Annotated in this window: 15 protein-coding genes and 3 pseudogenes; 8 read left to right on the forward strand and 10 right to left on the reverse strand. The window is 42.4% G+C overall.

Going from position 1 to position 15,811, the window contains the following annotated elements:
- Window positions 1–49: 49 nt before the first annotated feature.
- Both AC0L6V_RS06225 and AC0L6V_RS06230 read right to left on the reverse strand, forming a co-directional pair.
- Window positions 50–328 (reverse strand): hypothetical protein, encoded by a 279-nt coding sequence (locus tag AC0L6V_RS06225; RefSeq protein WP_265221005.1) that lies wholly within the window; start codon window positions 326–328, stop codon window positions 50–52.
- 46 nt (window positions 329–374) lie between these two features.
- Entirely contained in the window at window positions 375–647 is a 273-nt protein-coding gene (locus AC0L6V_RS06230; RefSeq protein WP_265221004.1) for a hypothetical protein, read from the reverse strand.
- 329 nt (window positions 648–976) lie between these two features.
- Between AC0L6V_RS06230 and AC0L6V_RS06235 the strand changes: the two genes are divergently transcribed.
- On the forward strand, window positions 977–2,224 hold the full coding sequence (locus AC0L6V_RS06235) for a tyrosine-type recombinase/integrase (protein ID WP_409419545.1): 1,248 nt from the start codon (window positions 977–979) through the stop codon (window positions 2,222–2,224).
- 16 nt (window positions 2,225–2,240) lie between these two features.
- On the opposite strand, the gene AC0L6V_RS06240 is transcribed toward AC0L6V_RS06235, so the two are convergent.
- Together AC0L6V_RS06240 and moaC are read right to left on the reverse strand one after the other, a co-directional pair.
- Window positions 2,241–2,690, reverse strand: a complete 450-nt coding sequence (locus AC0L6V_RS06240; RefSeq protein ID WP_265221002.1) for a molybdenum cofactor biosynthesis protein MoaE — start codon at window positions 2,688–2,690, stop codon at window positions 2,241–2,243.
- Complete coding sequence (gene moaC, locus AC0L6V_RS06245; RefSeq protein WP_418138852.1) at window positions 2,691–3,419, reverse strand: cyclic pyranopterin monophosphate synthase MoaC; 729 nt, start codon at window positions 3,417–3,419, stop codon at window positions 2,691–2,693.
- Window positions 3,420–3,537: 118 nt separating this feature from the next.
- Between moaC and AC0L6V_RS06250 the strand changes: the two genes are divergently transcribed.
- The 4 genes from AC0L6V_RS06250 (at window position 3,538) to trmJ (ending at window position 8,379) form a co-directional block, all read left to right on the forward strand.
- The gene (locus AC0L6V_RS06250) at window positions 3,538–4,557 is read left to right on the forward strand and encodes a 7TM-DISM domain-containing protein (protein ID WP_418138853.1); all 1,020 of its coding nucleotides are present in this window, start codon (window positions 3,538–3,540) and stop codon (window positions 4,555–4,557) included.
- Window positions 4,527–6,038 (forward strand): EAL domain-containing protein, encoded by a 1,512-nt coding sequence (locus AC0L6V_RS06255; protein WP_418138854.1) that lies wholly within the window; start codon window positions 4,527–4,529, stop codon window positions 6,036–6,038. Before AC0L6V_RS06250 ends, AC0L6V_RS06255 begins: the two co-directional genes overlap by 31 nt.
- 62 nt (window positions 6,039–6,100) lie before the next feature.
- Window positions 6,101–7,411, forward strand: coding sequence for a J domain-containing protein (locus AC0L6V_RS06260; protein ID WP_265220999.1), 1,311 nt, complete (start codon window positions 6,101–6,103; stop codon window positions 7,409–7,411).
- Between the two features lie 185 nt (window positions 7,412–7,596).
- Window positions 7,597–8,379, forward strand: coding sequence for a tRNA (cytosine(32)/uridine(32)-2'-O)-methyltransferase TrmJ (gene trmJ, locus AC0L6V_RS06265; RefSeq protein ID WP_265220998.1), 783 nt, complete (start codon window positions 7,597–7,599; stop codon window positions 8,377–8,379).
- 84 nt (window positions 8,380–8,463) lie between these two features.
- Here the strand turns inward: trmJ and efpL are convergent, their stop codons facing one another.
- The 4 genes and pseudogenes from efpL to AC0L6V_RS06285 all read right to left on the reverse strand — a co-directional run.
- Entirely contained in the window at window positions 8,464–9,036 is a 573-nt protein-coding gene (gene efpL, locus AC0L6V_RS06270; protein ID WP_265220997.1) for an elongation factor P-like protein EfpL, read from the reverse strand.
- 172 nt (window positions 9,037–9,208) lie between these two features.
- Window positions 9,209–9,568 carry a nucleotide pyrophosphohydrolase gene (locus tag AC0L6V_RS06275; RefSeq protein ID WP_265220996.1) on the reverse strand — a complete coding sequence of 120 codons (360 nt, stop codon included), beginning with the start codon at window positions 9,566–9,568 and terminating at the stop codon, window positions 9,209–9,211.
- 7 nt (window positions 9,569–9,575) lie between these two features.
- Window positions 9,576–10,358, reverse strand: a complete 783-nt coding sequence (locus tag AC0L6V_RS06280; protein ID WP_418139073.1) for a M14 family metallopeptidase — start codon at window positions 10,356–10,358, stop codon at window positions 9,576–9,578.
- Between the two features lie 90 nt (window positions 10,359–10,448).
- A pseudogene (locus AC0L6V_RS06285) lies at window positions 10,449–10,726 on the reverse strand (M14-type cytosolic carboxypeptidase); the annotation flags it as partial.
- A gap of 371 nt (window positions 10,727–11,097) precedes the next feature.
- On the opposite strand from AC0L6V_RS06285, the gene AC0L6V_RS06290 reads away from it, so the two are divergent.
- Window positions 11,098–11,280: a hypothetical protein gene (locus AC0L6V_RS06290; protein WP_265220995.1), complete on the forward strand. Its 183-nt coding sequence runs from the start codon at window positions 11,098–11,100 to the stop codon at window positions 11,278–11,280.
- A gap of 103 nt (window positions 11,281–11,383) precedes the next feature.
- Window positions 11,384–11,870: pseudogene (locus AC0L6V_RS06295) on the forward strand (putative 4-hydroxy-4-methyl-2-oxoglutarate aldolase).
- 15 nt (window positions 11,871–11,885) lie between these two features.
- Here the strand turns inward: AC0L6V_RS06295 and AC0L6V_RS06300 are convergent.
- Window positions 11,886–12,497: a MarC family protein gene (locus AC0L6V_RS06300; RefSeq protein WP_409419551.1), complete on the reverse strand. Its 612-nt coding sequence runs from the start codon at window positions 12,495–12,497 to the stop codon at window positions 11,886–11,888.
- 329 nt (window positions 12,498–12,826) lie between these two features.
- Between AC0L6V_RS06300 and AC0L6V_RS06305 the strand changes: the two genes are divergently transcribed.
- Complete coding sequence (locus AC0L6V_RS06305) at window positions 12,827–14,728, forward strand: HAMP domain-containing methyl-accepting chemotaxis protein (protein ID WP_265220992.1); 1,902 nt, start codon at window positions 12,827–12,829, stop codon at window positions 14,726–14,728.
- A gap of 51 nt (window positions 14,729–14,779) precedes the next feature.
- Here AC0L6V_RS06305 and rluC read toward each other — a convergent pair.
- A pseudogene (gene rluC, locus AC0L6V_RS06310) lies at window positions 14,780–15,752 on the reverse strand (23S rRNA pseudouridine(955/2504/2580) synthase RluC).
- Between the last annotated feature and the right edge of the window lie 59 nt (window positions 15,753–15,811).

A 15,811-nucleotide genomic window follows, 5' to 3' on the forward strand; every position in this document is an offset into this window, starting at 1 on the left:
ATAAAAAAGCCAAACAAATGTTTGGCTTTTTTGTAAGAACTGCACAGTATCACTCTGCTGATTGAGCGCGTAACGCATCAAATTGAGCTTGTAGTTCGTCGTGCTTTGCATTGTAGATTGATACTTTTTGATCGGCCGTATAGGCACCGTTCATATCCACACTTGCGTCTACATCAGCCCCCATGTTTTCAAGAGTAACAGAAAGTGCTTCTACACTACCTTTGGCGCTTTGAACACGCTCTGTAGCACCCTCTGTACTAGCAAATGCGCTAGTTGTCATAACTGTTGCTGCAAGTATAGCCAATGCTGCTTTATTTAACGTTTTCATAATATAACCCTCTTCAATTAATAATTAAAAATATTTTTAGCCTAAATTATTCAGCAGACTGAGCATGCAAAGTATTAAACTGGCTTTGTAGTTCAGCGTGTTTAGCTTTGTATACAGCTGCTTTTTGATCCGCTGTGTAAGCACCGTTTAAATCGACATTTGTATCGACGTTAGCACCCATGTTTTCAAGCGTAACACCCAAGGCTTCAACACTGCCTTTAGCGCTTTGCACACGATCTGTTGATTCAGAAGCAAATGCAGACGCTGCCATAACAGAAGCAGTAAAAAATGTAATAGCTGATTTAGAAAAAGTTTTCATATTTATTCCCTCGATATTCTATATTGATGTTAATTCACAATTCATATTGTGTTTCGATGAGTTCATAATAGTCTTTTAATTTAATTTAAAAACCCCAAAACCTTATCTTCCACCTTTGTTCCAAATACGAATTAATAAGTATCAAATTGCATCAAAATCACATAAAAAAGAATGAAATCAAAATAAATGAGACATAAAGGCTGAAAAATGAGGAAGAAAAAGACAAACTGAGACCGACTTTTTAAAGATAGGCTTGTAGCGAATGATAAATCAGTGGGATACATCGAAAATTTTGTTAATATAGGACATCAATTTGGATATGAAAGATTATGACGCCGCTTGCTTTAATCGATAACTTAGAAAATCTACCAAACCCTTTCACTCAGTTTGATAGTATTCTTACTCATCTGAGTGCATCGACACCTCAACTTAGTGATTCCGAGTATCGCAGAGATCTCCAACTTGCCTTATGTTTTATCTATAGCTACAACGGCTCCCAGGCTACTTTCAACTCGTATCGTCGAGAAGTAGAACGACTACTACTGTGGTCATGGAATATTGCTAATTGCCCTACTACTCAATTGCGACGCGATCAAATTGAAGAATTTATACACTTTTGCATAACACCTCCCGAAAGTTGGATTGGCATAAAAAACGTTGCTCGTTTTAAATTACACATGGGACAAAGAATCGCAAACAAAGAGTGGCGACCCTTTGTGGCCCATGTCAGCAAATTGGAATTCAAAAATGGTGACGTACCAAAAACAAAATTGCACTCGTTGTCTCAAGCGGCAATCCGCGCCACATTCTCAATTCTATCGTCTTATTATGGTTTTCTTATGCAAGAAGATGCCGCGCAGCAAAACCCAGTTGCTTTAATTAGACAAAAAAGTAAATTTGTTAAGAAAGAAGTAACGCGTAAGCAAGTGCGACGAATTTCTAACCTACAGTGGGACTATGTTATTGAAACCGCTGAAATGCTTGCAGAAGAAGACCCCGTCAATCACGAACGCACTCTGTTTATTATGAACGCCCTACTGGGGATGTATTTGCGAATTTCAGAATTAGTGGCCGACGAACGATCAGCACCAGTGATGGGAGATTTCATTAAAGACTCCGATGGGCATTGGTGGTTTAAAGTGCTGTCTAAGGGCAATAAAGAACGTCTAGTTGCGGTATCAGACGATATGCTCAATGCCTTGATTCGCTACCGTCGTTTTCGAGACTTACCCATGCTTCCAACCATTGCTGAAAACACCCCTCTAGTGCCTAAAAATAGAGGCCAAGGCGCTATGACCAGCTCACGGCAAGTACGTAATATTGTTCAGCTGTGTTTCGACAAAGCCTATGAGCGTATGTGTGAAGATGGCATGCGTGCCGATGCTGATGATTTGCGTGTCGCAACCGTTCACTGGTTACGACACACAGGCATATCTGAAGATGTTAAAACCAGACCAAAAGAACACGTCAGAGAAGACGCGGGGCACGCGAGCATGGCGACGACAGACAAATACATTGATACCGAATACCGAGAGCGTCATGCAAGTGGACGAAAGAAAACCCTTCGCCCTCATTAGTCACGCACACGCCAAATTACTTTTTCCAGCGCTCTAGGCTCACTTCATCACTACCATTGGCTTCCACCCAATGGCTTTGGGAGCCTTGAGACTCTTTTTTCCAAAACGCCGCTCGGCTCTTTAAATAATCCATAACAAAATCACAGGCCTGAAACGCTTCCGCACGATGGGCCGCGCTCACCCCGACAAACACAATTTGATCATCCACTGATAAACGGCCAACGCGGTGTACAACGCAAACATCAAGTAAGGACCAACGTTTATTGGCTTCATCGACTATGTTTTGTAAATTTCGCTCCGTCATTCCAGGATAATGCTCAAGCTCAAAATGACAAACCGCCTTTGGCAAGTCTGAAAACTGACGCACTAATCCAACAAACATAGCCACGGCACCTGTCTTGTTGGCTTTCAAGAGACCTTGATACAACTCATCAACGTGAAAATCTTCTTCTTGTACACGAATCATCTAGCCTCCGGTTACAGGTGGGAAAAAAGCCACCTCTTTCACGGTTTCAGAGACCATGTCTGCGTCTCTAGCGAATTCAAAATCAATGGAAGATTGAATTCCCTTTTCAAGCAGCACACTGCCTTGATTAAGTTGGCTTGCCAATAGGTGCTTTAAATCACCAATACTTAATGGCAGCGCGATCTCAGCCACATACTCATTTTGGCCGATACGCTCTTTTAATGAGGCAAAAAAAACCACTCTAACACTAGGCATTGTTATTACTCCAATCACCACTCTTGCCGCCTTTTTTTCTAACAGAGAAACCGCCTGAATCACAATCCCTTTATCAACCGCTTTGCACATATCATAAAGGGTCAAAGCGGCAATACTGGCTCCCGTTAACGCCTCCATTTCAACGCCAGTTTTACCAGATAAAGAGCAGGTACATAACACCTCAAGCTCACAATCACTCACCACATTAATATCTACGGTTACTTTCGTCAGTATCAATGGGTGACATAGGGGTATCAAATCGGCCGTCTTCTTTGCCGCTTGGATACCGGCTATACGTGCAGTAGCCAACACATCTCCTTTTGGTAAGCCACCTTCTATCACTTTTTTTAGGGTTATCGGCTTCATGAGAACGATAGCCTTAGCGGTCGCCGTTCGCTTAGTGATGTCTTTATCAGAAACATCCACCATGTGCGCATGGCCTTGACTATCCAAGTGAGTAAGTTTATCGCTCATAAAAATCCTAAACAGTATACATTGATTAAAAATGTCGCCTATATTTTAAGAAAGCCAACCGTATTGCAAGTGAAGTCTTTTAACAGCAACCAAGTTAAGCCTAAGAGGCACATCAGGAATGACAGCCAATCCCCTTATATTTTGTCTTTTACTACTGACTCAGCTGTCAGTGCAGAATGCTTTTGGAGGCGACTCATACACGCCATCCGTCATTCCCACCTTCAAAGAAATCACCCCCACTTCCGCTGAAGCCGCCTTTCTGAGCGATGAATTTAGCGATAACCTTTATCCTGAATCACAAAATTTCTCAGAAAACGCGTATTGGCACAAGCTCACTTTCCCCAAAGCCACAGAACAAGAAAGCACAAAAACTCTTTATCTTACCTTTAGCTATTACATCATAGAGCAGCTCGACTTTTACTTATTTCATGATGGACAACTCGTATCGCAATGGAAAAGAGGCGCATTACAAGACTGGGGCAAAGACAGCCGTCAGTATGATGGCATATGGATTCCAATCACACTCTCCAATCAACACAGTACAAGCCTACTCATTCGTAAACAAGGCAACCATCCGCTACTGACGCCAATCAAGCTAATGGATAGCTCAACCGCGACAAATCAAAAAGCGCAGAAATTGATTTTCTGGACGTTTATTATCAGCACATTATGTATATTATTGATTTATAACGTCTTTCTTTTCATCTTATTGAAACAACCTGGTTTTATTTATTACCTAGCATTAAACCTGATTATCTTTATCTCACTCTCTACTATCACAGGTTTTAACCGATGGATTTTCTCACAGGCAATCAGTCAATGGATCACGAGCAACCTCTTTGTTGTTTTTGGATTGGGGGCATGGATTCTGTTTCGTTTTAGCATACATTTTCTAAAAGAAACGCAGATACCCGCCCCAAACACCCTCATCAAACAGTACGGTGATTGGCTATTTGTCGCCTTTTTACTTGCGACACAGCTTTTTTCTGTAAAAATATTTGCACTGCTTTTTGCGTTCATCGAAGTATTTCTCTTCTTTATATGTATCACTTGGGGAATAAAAGCCTATTACAAAGGCTTTACACCAGTGCGGTTTTATCTATTCTCTTGGTTTTTTTGCTTACTGGCAGCATACTAAATACGCTTATCTTTTGGAAAATACTCCCAATCACCCCTGCAACAGAAGCCATTTTCCCCATCGCTTGTATTGTGCAACTACTCGGTTTCGCTTTCGCGTTTGCTGATAAAGCCAAACAAATGGAACGCGACCGCCGAATACAAGCTTTAACCGATTTAGCAACTCATTTGCCCAATCGGACTTACTATTTTGACAAGCTACCAGCCCAATTAGAAAAGCAAGGCCTAACTAACCAAAAACTAGCCTTAGTCATAATAGACCTAACGAACCACCAAACATTAAGCCAAGCATTCGGCCCAGCAAAAGCCGATGCCGCTATGTGTGAAATTATTTTAAAGGTGCATCAACAAACCATGACAATGGACGGATTATTACCCTTTTCATTGTCCAAGAAAAACGCGATGAAGATCATCCGCATGACAACAAAAAATATTGTTTTCATCAGCACCCAGCCAGAAGCACTCAAAACGCAAATTCAGCAAATACAAGACACTCTCGACCATCCAACGCTGGTGAATAAAATTCATTTTCGGCATCAGTATAAAATAGGCAGTGCTCTTTACCCATCTCAAGGCACCGATCTTGATAAATTGTATCAAAATGCTCTGATTGCGAAAGATTCTGTCACCTACTCCTCCGGCAATTGGGTTCCTTTCACCGACAATCTTAAGAACAACCATGCACATCAACTGCGTTTAATTACCCTACTAACAGAAGACATCCAACACGACATTTTGTATTTTGATATTCAACCTCAGGTAGATCTCTCAACAAATGAGATTGTAGGAGGTGAAGTGCTCATTCGTTGGCACAATGACCATATAGGACAAGTTTCACCGGGTGAATTCATTCCACTTGCAGAACAAACAGGCCTTATTTATAAACTCACCGATAAACTATTAGAAAGTGTTTTTTTATGGGCATCACAACACCCCAAAGCACTATCCACACAACGCTTGTCGATAAACATTTCAGCACTAGACCTACTACAAGAAAATTTTGCCCAACGAATCTTGGAACACTTAAGCAAGTATCAATTAGTGGCCAATAAGTTCACCATAGAAATCACTGAAACCAGTGTTTTTCAAAATAATGCCTTGGTACACAATAACGTTAAACAGCTACATCAGGCTGGTTTCAAACTGGCCATTGATGATTTTGGTGTCGGCTATAGCTCCATGCAAAATCTTGTGGCTTTAGAAACGGATGAATTGAAAATAGACCGATTTTTTATTACGAACTTACTCGATGATACCCAAAGTCAAATTTTATCTCGTAACATGATAGACCTGAGTAAAAACCTCGATATTATCAGTGTCGCCGAAGGCATTGAGTCTGACGGCATACTGCAATTATTAAAAAGTTGGCACTGCCAAGTGGGACAGGGATATCATCTATACCGCCCCATGTCACCCACTGACTACCTGACTCTTTTGGATAAAACAGTTCCGCCTTTGTCAACGCCAACAAATCGTGCATAATGCATTGAGCGTTTATATATTCACCCCACCACGACAAAAAACGGTTATGTAGCTGACATCCCATGAGCCTAATAGACGATTATCAACTACTGGAGATTCCTACTACCGCCAGTGAGCAGGAAGCAAAAATCGCGTTTAGACGGTTGGCTAGACGTTATCATCCTGACAAAAACCCAGATAGAGACACGACTGAGCTTTTTCAGCGACTGCAAGCCGCTTATGAAAATGTGACCAATGCTATTCGTCAAAGCGCACAAGTCACGGACTGGAAGCCTTTTACCTTCACCAAAGAAAACACTCAAAGCTCTGCGGCAAAAAATCGTTACACCCACTTTTCTACGGCGACAGATAAAGAACAAGCGGCCTTTGTCAGAGAGCGTCAACGTGCCTATGAGGAAATGAAACGCAACAACGCTCATCATGAAAAAACCCGCGCCGAAGCCATCAAGGCGGCTCGAAACACCCTAAACGAAAAACGTGTCAAAGCCTTATACGAAGAGGCATTCAAAGCGTCAAAAGATTTCAACACACAAGGTTTTAGCTACACAGATAATACGAATACAAAAGAAAAAGCGACCAATATTCCTCCTTATCAATCCTTCGTAGACGACGAGGAGGAATACGCGCAATCAACACACTCATACTATGATGAGCCAGTAAGTCAACCTATTCGGCTAGATGTGGCTAAAGCCGCTTTTCGAGCCGCGACCTACATCGCGTTTTTTGCGGCGGGCGTGTACAGCACACTGTATTGGCAGTCTTCTTCAGAAGAAACCACACCCGAGTCCAGCGCGACGACGTACATCACAGGTCTATATCCGCAGTTTCGCATTGGAATAAGCTATACCTTAAACAGTACGCCACTTTACGCGGAACCAGATGTCTCCAGCGCCTTATTGCAAACCATTCCAGCGCAATCAGATATTCAGAGCATTAAGTTACAAGGCAACTGGCTAACAGTGCGCTATGACGGCATGAGCGGCTGGGTACAGGCAAAAAACATCGGTTTTGGCAGCGTTCAGCAGGCCATTCAAACAGGCTGCTTTGGACAACCGGGCATCGCACCACAACATGGTGAATTAATTGGCCAGGCGAACGGCAACAGTAGACTACGCATACTAAACCAACTGCCAGAACACAGCATACTCACCTTTGAATCCTATGATGGCAAAGCGCCTTTTTCTATTTATCTCTATGGAAAACAAGCCTATGCCGCCAATTACATCCCGAAAGGCAACTACCGATTGGTGTTAGAGACCGGTTCCCTGTATCATCACGCTTGTAACCAATTCCTCTTTAACGACACAACTAGAGTCATCTTAGATAAGGTCGATTTCGCTAGCACTGAGCAGACACTCACGCTATCACCCTAATCAGCCTATTGGAGACCTTTGCACGAAGTCACGAGCGAAGCCAAGACGAAGCAAAAATAGACGAGAAAGCGGAGTTTATGAGTTATAAATGAGCATTTTGAGTCTATTTTTAACAAAGTATTGGCAAGCACAGTAGTCGTGAAAAGGTATCTAAGAGACAAACAACCCTGAGTACTTCAAAACCCATGCTAAGTAACATCCGAATCGTATTAATCAACACTTTTCACCCAGGTAACGTTGGCGCCATTGCGCGGGCTATGAAAAACATGGGCTTAACCAATCTCTATTTGGTTGACCCAAATGACTACCCGTCTGAAGAAGCCACCAGTCGCGCTGCTGGCGCCGTCGATCTACTTGACAATGCCACCATTGTTTCCACACTCGAAGAAGCCATTGCAGACTGCAGCCTTGTTATTGGCACAAGTGCCCGTCATCGCACTTTTCAATTGCCAATAATGAATGCCCGTGAATGCGCAGAAAGCGTGATACCTGAAGCGGTGGATCATAATGTTGCGATTCTTTTTGGCCGTGAAACGACAGGCTTATTAAACGATGAAATCGCTCAATGCCATCGACAAGTGTACATAGACGCAAACGATGAATACCCTGTCTTAAATATTTCACAAGCTGTGCAAATCGTTGCCTACGAAATTTGGATGGCGAATCAAAACAAAGACAAATATCAAAAAGAAACGCCTGAATATCCTCATAAAAAAGACATGGACCTTTTCTATGAGCATTTAGAAGAAACGCTTTACGGTATCAATTTTATTATCCGCAATCACCCAGGCAAAGTGCTGGATAAACTACATCGTTTCTTCAATCGATCTCGCCCTGAAAAACAAGAATTGGGAATTTTACGAGGCGTCTTGGCGGCCATACAGCGCGAAGCTGGGTTAACAGAAGCAAACAACCATCCAGAGAAAAAAGCCAAAGAAGCCCTCAAAGAAGAGGCCAAAGACGAGTAGACAAACCGTCATATTCTGACAATATCACCTAAAAAAATGCAGCCCATGGGCTGCATTTTTTTAGCATTCGACAAATAAGTAAACTTACTTCTCTGCGCGACCGGCAAATTTACGCTCTTCCACATTAACCTTGATTCGATCACCTGTAGAAATATGCTCAGGCACTTGAATAACAGCACCCGTCGACAATTTAGCTGGCTTGTTACGAGACGTCGCTGAAGCACCTTTAATAGAAGGATCGGTTTCAACCACTTCTAATTCAACGTTGGTCGGCAATTCAATAGAAACAGGAGCCTCATTAACCAACACAACTTGAATACCATGCGTTTCTTCATTGATAAAAAGCACCTCTTCTTCTATAGCGCTTTTATTCAAACTGTAAGGCGTATAATCTTCGTTATCCATGAAAACATACTCATCGCCATCAGAATAAGAAAACATCACTTGACGACGAACAAGATCGGCAAGATCGATCATGTCTGAATCTTTAAACGTCTCATCCAATTTACGACCCGATACCACGTCATACATACGCATGCGGTACAGGCTACCACCCGCACGACCTTGTGGTACAGAACGCTCAATGTCTTTTACTATGTACGTTTTATTGTCATAGCTAATAGCAACATTCTTTTTGATCTCACTTGCCTTAGGCATTTTTCTTCGTCCTAAAATTACGTTTTATAAAAATAAATATGGGCATTAAATTCATTGCCATTTTGAATGCCAGATCCTAATCCAGTTTGCCTTCGTTCGCTAGATACTAAATCAAGATTTACCTTACAAATAACGGAAAATAACAACAAATAGAAGGCTTATTGGCAAAGCACTAGTATTGATTGTATTTTTTAGCGCTGCCCTTCACTTTTTCAACGGGATAACGCTCAGCATTTTTCGCCATTTTTTGTTGCGCCGCGGCAAATAAATCAAGGTTCAGTTTATCAGCCAGACGAACCGTAAATAACAACACATCGGCCAATTCATCCTGCACAGCAGACAATTGTTCAGGGTCTAATTGATAAGACGCCTCTTCCGTTAACCAACGAAAACAATCTAGCAACTCTGCCGTTTCTCCAGCCAAGGCCATCGACAAGTTTTTAGGAGAATGGAATTGCTCCCACTCTCTATCTTGTGCAAATTGGCGCATGGCACGTTTTAACGTTACCAAGGAGTCTAGATTATCTGACATGGATTAATCATTCGCCTTCATATGAGGGCTTCATAATGACTTGATAAATAGGATAAAGCACATCGGCACCGAGAATTTTCGCACGCTCTGGAGACCAACCCACCACCTCATCTGGTAAATTTTTATTGTCTTTAAACGGCATTTCCAAGGTGAAAGACAAGCATTTATACGTTTCCCCTATCCATTTGGTGGCTACTGTTAAATTGGCTTCGCCAAATTGAGCAGGCGTATAACCAATTTCTGTTTGAAAATCTGGGCTAACAGCAAGAAAAGCATCTTTAAACAAGGTTTCCATGGCTTCCATACGCGCATCAAACGACGGCACGCCTTGACAACCATCAACGAAATTCGCTGGAAGGGTCTCATCACCATGAATATCCAAAAATAAATCCACACCGGTTTCAGCCATTTTCTTTTGTACTGCCAGCACTTCTGGACTGAATTCAGCGGTTGGGTTTTTCCATTCACGATTCAAATTCACGCCTTTGGAATTGACACGCAAGTTACCGTGCACCGCGCCATCTGGATTCATATTTGGCACAACATAAAAACGACATTGCTTTAGTAGCGCACGGGCGATCGGATGCGATTCATCAAACAACCGCTCAAGCAAACCCTCAACAAACCATTCGGCCATCGTTTCGCCAGGATGCTGGCGAGCTATAATCCAAATATTTTTTGCCAGACCTTGGGTTTTACTCACCTCTAATAAAGTAATATCACGACCTTCCGCGGTTTCACCCAAGTGGTCCGTAATACAATCTTCATGACTTGCCGCCCAAGCAATCATATCTAAATGACGTTCATAGCTGTAAGGCGCAAAATAGGCATAATACACACTGTCTTGCTCTGGTTGATGAGTAATCACCAATTTACCATCCACGTATTCAGTCGGTACACGAAACCAATATTCACGGTCATAAGATGCGACTGCTTGATAATCCACCCAACCATCAGGGTACGCTGCATCGCTGGCGTTCTCAAATTGAATGACACATTGCTCACCCATCCCCCCTGTAGACGAAAATAAAACCACTGCAAAAATTTAGAGTTTGTATCATTAGGGATCTTTACTCTAATATTGTCCGGCTCCGAGGCTTCAATAACGGAGATATTACCGCCATCAAACGCACTACTGATCTTGATTCGGCTGGTCATTTATTCTTCCTTAACAATCAAACATTGGTTCTAAATTATGGCAAGTTTACCTATATTCATGACGGCTGTCGCCAATTCTTCTGACGAGCCAGCGTTTCCGCTACTTTTCACCTGGTCCACACACGAGGCACAAGTAAAAGAAGTTCTGGTCATACCTGACGACGAATGGTTGGAACTACACCGCATCGAGTCCCAACGCCCTCGACCTTGATGAACAACAACTCTACGAATTTGGCTACGAAGCCAGCGACATTCTAGCCGAATGGATCAATGAATTTGATACCGACGTCATTTACGCACTTGAACCTGAACCCATCAGCCTATTAATCGAAACCGTCTACGACATCAAGGGAATGGAGCCCAGCTTCGAAGTGCAAAGCATTCACTCTTGGTTTGAAGAACGCGATGTAGACTTAGACGACGCCTTAGCAGAACAAGGCCAAACAACACCATTGCACCTATTGCCGCCCGATGAACTCATAATCCAATTGCTGCAAATAGCCGTTGAACATGGGCTGATCGACCCCAGTGACATCCCCGCCATAGAAGACTAATTACCTTACTGAATAGTCAATATGCGCTAGAAAAACTGGCCATTTCACAATCGCTTATTTAGAGTCAAATACATCGTTTTTTGATTCTAAATAGGTGAATTAGATGAAAGACCTCCTCCCAGATCTTTGTGATTTATACCCTGAGCAATTACAAATCGCCGACGCTATTTTCACCTCATACGGAAAACGATGTCATTTTTATGGGCAAGTTGTCACCGTATCTTGCTTTGAAGATAACAGCCGAATCCGAGAGCCTCGTCAATGAAAATGGCAAAGGAAAGGTCATGGTGATTGACGGCGGCGGCAGCAAACGACGTGCTCTGCTTGGCGATATGCTGGCGGAAAAGGCGGTTAACAATGGCTGGGAAGGTTTTGTTATATATGGCGCAATCCGTGATGTTACAGCCCAATCACAACTCAACATTGGCATTCATGCTTTATGCGCCCATCCTATGCCAACAGAAAAACGTGGCCTAGGTGATATTGGAAGAACATTACGCTTTGCTGGCATCTCTGTTTCACAAGGAGACTATATCTATTGTGATCTAAATGGTATTGCCGTCTCAAAACAGCCATTAGCCTTACCTTAAACAGCACGGCCTTGATTACAAAGCGGATAAGGTATGAGTAAACAGACTTCGCACGCCATTTACCAACATTTGCACCGACATCATTAGCAACAACATGCCCATTAGTCGCTCTAATGCGGCCAAGCCTTTTTCTTTCAGTATCCGATTCAATAAAGGCGCCATGGCTAAAATCACCACAGAAATCCCCCATGCCGCGCCCACTGAAAGCAGCAGGTCTTGCTGATCATTTGGGTAGCTTTTCACCATGACCAGCAAGGTGGCTAACGTCGATGGCCCAGCCAACATAGGAATTGAGATAGGAACAATAAAAGGCTCCATCACTGGGCCGGCGTCTTTTGTATAAGGCGAAGGAAAGATCATCTTCAATGCAATCACAAACAACACCACACCACCGGCAATCGAAATAGACTCGGTTTCCAAATGCAGTAAGGCCAAAAACTCAGCACCAAAAAATAAAAAGCACACCAGTATAATTAAGCCAATCAAGCCATCTCGAACAACGATCTGATATTGACGTTTTTGTGGCACCCCCTTCATTACCGATAATAAAATGGGAATATTTCCAAACGGATCAATAACAAATAAAAATAACAAGGTGGCAGACAAAATGGAAAATTCAGTGCTCATTAATTACTCAGCGTAGGCGGGTTAGTTCAAAGAATACATTGTATTCATCAACAAGGATAAAACAACCTCTGAAAAAGTCGTCCTAAAAAAATCTATCTTTGAAAAAATAATCCCCTCTATGAAAACCTCTCCGTGCAAAATCACATTTGCACACTATGTAGAATCAAGTCAGATATTATCAAAACTTAACATATCTCATTTTGTGCACATTTCTTCATTATCACTAGGAGACACAACCGTTATCATACAACTTTGTATCAGTTTGTAAAAATTAAACACCTCCCCTACCCCCCTCGCACCACCTATCTGGACAAGTAAGGAAACAGATAATGAAGAAGTTTTTAGAAAACAGGCTAATTGGCACCAAACTCGGCCTAGGATTTGGGTCCGTTTTAATACTCGTGCTCATCGTAGGAATGGCCGGAATTTCCGGTGTTAATACGCTACTTAGCCGAGCCGATAAGGTTCGATTATCAAACGATTTAGACGATGCGCTCATTGATGTAAGGTTTGCAAGAGAACGCTTCATGCTGTCAGGCTCAAGCGAAGACAAGAACACCTTAATCAACCGTGCCGAAATATTCAGTACGTATGTTGATAAAGCAAAAACGTTATACAATGGCGCAGATATTCGTGACATCGTAAAAAAAACCGATATGGATCTTGTAGAATATAAAAAAGCCATATCCACATTAGCTGAGGCGCGTCAAAAATGGGAGGCGGTGGATAACAATGCCAATGTTATTCGTGACAAGATCTTTGATAATTATAGCGGCATTATAGGGCAACTTAGTCAAAGTAACGACACAGACGTACTTATCTCTGCGCAAGACATTTCTAGAAACTGGTATGCGCTTACTTTTGCCATTAATACTTACGTATCCAAAAAAGAAAACATCCCCCTAAAACTGGTCACAACGGATTTTCAATCTATTGTTGCTGCCACTCAACGTCTAGCCGTTCCTGATGAGCTAAACAATGTAAAGCAAGAGACACTTTCACTGTTGAGTCAATATGACACCCTTGGTAAAAGTAACCCTGCTGTCAACAATGAACTGATGACATCAAAAGATAACATCATGGCAATAGCCAGCAGAATGGATAAGAACATTGATTTAATCACGGTATTGCAAGAACAAAGAAGTAAAGAAGACGGCAATACAATTTCTCTTATTGTGACGGCTATCACCGCAATTGCTATATTAATGGGGATTTTCTTCGCGCTAATTATACGCCACATGATAGTAACGCCAATGAAGGAAGTTATGGCCGCGGTCGAAAAAATCGCTTCTGGTGATTTGACACAACAATTGCACACAGACCGAAAAGATGAGTTAGGACGGCTCTATAACAATATTGGCACCATGAGCACCACCTTGAACACGCTTATCTCTGAAGTCGTTTCTGGCGTTCTAAATTTAAGCTCAACCAGTGAGCAATTAGAAACCATTTCAAAACAAAGTCAAAAAATGATGCTGTCGCAAAAAGATGAAACCGACCAAGTAGCCACGGCCATCAACGAAATGTCATCCACCGTTGCGGAAGTCGCTCGAAATGCAGAAACGGCAGCGGAAGCCACTACCGAAGCCGATAAAATAGTCAACCAAGGCAATCAAATGGTATCTGGTGTTGTCGCCTCTATTGGATCACTTGCCAGTGATTTGACCGCCACAAGCAAATCAATGGAACATCTAAAAACACGCACAGACAATGTTGGCAATGTGTTAGAAGTGATAAAAGCGGTAGCAGAACAAACCAATTTACTGGCACTCAACGCTGCCATTGAAGCAGCACGTGCAGGTGAAGCTGGCCGAGGCTTTGCGGTTGTAGCCGATGAAGTTCGTGGGCTCGCTAGTCGTACACAAAGTTCAGCCAAAGAAATTGAAGATTTAATTATTGAATTGCAAAACGGCGCCCAAGATTCTTTAGAGAAGATGTTAACTAGCCGTGACTTATCCACCAGTAACGCTGAGCAAGCCAAAGAAGTATTAACACTCTTTGCAAACATCAGCAAACAAGTTGGTTACATGCAAGATATGGGGCTGCAAATTGCGACCGCGTCCGAAGAACAATCCCAAGTCTCAGAAGAAATTAACCGAAGCGTTGAAAACGTTCGATTGCTTGCCGATGAAACCGCAGAAGGTTCTGCAGAATCGGTACGCGCAGTGAGTAACTTAAGAACATTAAGCCATCAGCTAAAATCGTTAACCGAACGTTTCAAAATTTCTTAAGCGCAAAATTGACAAAAAACCACCGCGTCAAAACGGTGGTTTTTTTACGAACTAAGAAAAAATATCCGTTAAATTTTCATTCATCAGAGTTTGCCATTCTTTATCAAGTGGCGCTTCAAACAACATACGTTCACCATTAAGCATGATCTCCAATCGCGTCGCATGCAGACACAAGCGTTTAAACCCCAACGCTTTTGACTCTTTTATCGACTCAGCTGGCGCGTACTTGTCATCCCCGACAATAGGATAACCCGCATACTGGGTATGAACTCGAATTTGATGTGTACGTCCTGTGACGGGCTTCACACTCAACTAAGCTGTATCCCTCAAATTGTCGAACCAACTTAAATCGCGTCAAACTGTCTTTGCCATCCGTATGCACTCGGACAATACGTTCCCCAGATTGCAACTCGTTTTTGAGTAGCGGGGCATTAACCTGTAATTTACGCTTAGGCCAGCTACCATAAACCAACGCCAAATAGGTTTTTTGCACACCTTCTTTTTCACGTAGCGCCGTATGCAACTCTTTGAGTACCGAGCGCTTTTTCGCCACCATGATAAGACCAGAAGTATCACGGTCCAATCGATGAACAAGCTCAATGAATTTTTCTAATGGTCGCATTTGGCGAATTACTTCCACCAAACCAAAGCTCAAACCACTACCACCATGCACCGCTAAGCCAGAAGGTTTATTAATCACAATTAAACCTTTATCTTCATAGACAATGCGTGATTCTATCTCGTTTTTTAAGCGATCAGACAGCACAGGCTTATCCGATTCTGGCGCAATTACAATCGGCGCAATACGCACGATATCGTCGTTTTGAAGGCGATAATCGGGTTTAGTGCGCTTCTTATTGACGCGAATTTCGCCTTTTCTTAGCAGATTGTAAATCTTGCCTTTCGGAACCCCCTTGAGAAAAGTAACCAAAAAATTATCGATTCGCTGACCCGTATTATTGTCGTCAATCGTGACGTAACGAACCGCGGGACGCTCTGTTAAATTAAGTTCTGAGTCCGACATAAGCTAAGATTGGTTTCCTTTATAATTGAAGCACTTAGTTTTTACTGTTATATTCACAT

The organism is Marinomonas sp. G8-14, from assembly GCF_055808935.1.

Excerpts from the sequence above, each read along its gene's own strand:
- AC0L6V_RS06225 (WP_265221005.1), bottom strand. The coding sequence starts at position 328 with ATGAAAACGTTAAATAAAGCAGCATTGGCTATACTTGCAGCAACAGTT.
- AC0L6V_RS06230 (WP_265221004.1), bottom strand. The coding sequence starts at position 647 with ATGAAAACTTTTTCTAAATCAGCTATTACATTTTTTACTGCTTCTGTT.
- AC0L6V_RS06235 (WP_409419545.1), top strand. The coding sequence starts at position 977 with ATGACGCCGCTTGCTTTAATCGATAACTTAGAAAATCTACCAAACCCT.
- AC0L6V_RS06240 (WP_265221002.1), bottom strand. The coding sequence starts at position 2,690 with ATGATTCGTGTACAAGAAGAAGATTTTCACGTTGATGAGTTGTATCAA.
- moaC (WP_418138852.1), bottom strand. The coding sequence starts at position 3,419 with ATGAGCGATAAACTTACTCACTTGGATAGTCAAGGCCATGCGCACATG.
- AC0L6V_RS06250 (WP_418138853.1), top strand. The coding sequence starts at position 3,538 with ATGACAGCCAATCCCCTTATATTTTGTCTTTTACTACTGACTCAGCTG.
- AC0L6V_RS06260 (WP_265220999.1), top strand. The coding sequence starts at position 6,101 with ATGAGCCTAATAGACGATTATCAACTACTGGAGATTCCTACTACCGCC.
- trmJ (WP_265220998.1), top strand. The coding sequence starts at position 7,597 with ATGCTAAGTAACATCCGAATCGTATTAATCAACACTTTTCACCCAGGT.
- efpL (WP_265220997.1), bottom strand. The coding sequence starts at position 9,036 with ATGCCTAAGGCAAGTGAGATCAAAAAGAATGTTGCTATTAGCTATGAC.
- AC0L6V_RS06275 (WP_265220996.1), bottom strand. The coding sequence starts at position 9,568 with ATGTCAGATAATCTAGACTCCTTGGTAACGTTAAAACGTGCCATGCGC.
- AC0L6V_RS06280 (WP_418139073.1), bottom strand. The coding sequence starts at position 10,358 with ATGATTGCTTGGGCGGCAAGTCATGAAGATTGTATTACGGACCACTTG.
- AC0L6V_RS06300 (WP_409419551.1), bottom strand. The coding sequence starts at position 12,497 with ATGAGCACTGAATTTTCCATTTTGTCTGCCACCTTGTTATTTTTATTT.
- AC0L6V_RS06305 (WP_265220992.1), top strand. The coding sequence starts at position 12,827 with ATGAAGAAGTTTTTAGAAAACAGGCTAATTGGCACCAAACTCGGCCTA.